At 57.5% G+C, this 275-nt stretch carries 1 protein-coding gene; it reads right to left on the reverse strand.

Annotated elements, in window-relative coordinates:
- Window positions 1-275: DEAD/DEAH box helicase family protein (locus tag OH705_RS27250; protein WP_267303442.1), on the reverse strand; the 275-nt coding region annotated here is incomplete at both ends.

The following is a 275-nucleotide window of genomic DNA, read 5'->3' on the forward strand; positions in this document are numbered from 1 at the left end:
GGAAAGCGGTATAGGTCTTGCCCGTACCCGTGGCCATCACCAGCAGGATGCGCTTTTGCTCCTGGGCAATTGCCTCGACAGTCTTGTTGATGGCGAGCAGCTGGTAATAGCGAGGCGCTTTGTTGCTGCCATCACTGTAGTAGTCCTGGGCAACCAATGCCTGCTGCTGCGCGCTTAATCCTTGGTGCTCGGCCCACCACTGCCACAACGTCTCTGGGCCAGGGAATTCATCCAGGGCCAATTCACGCTCAATGACGCCATCCTTGGCAAGCTTG

It is taken from the genome of Pseudomonas sp. BJa3 (assembly GCF_026343815.1).
In the GTDB taxonomy this organism is placed as follows: domain Bacteria; phylum Pseudomonadota; class Gammaproteobacteria; order Pseudomonadales; family Pseudomonadaceae; genus Aquipseudomonas; species Aquipseudomonas soli.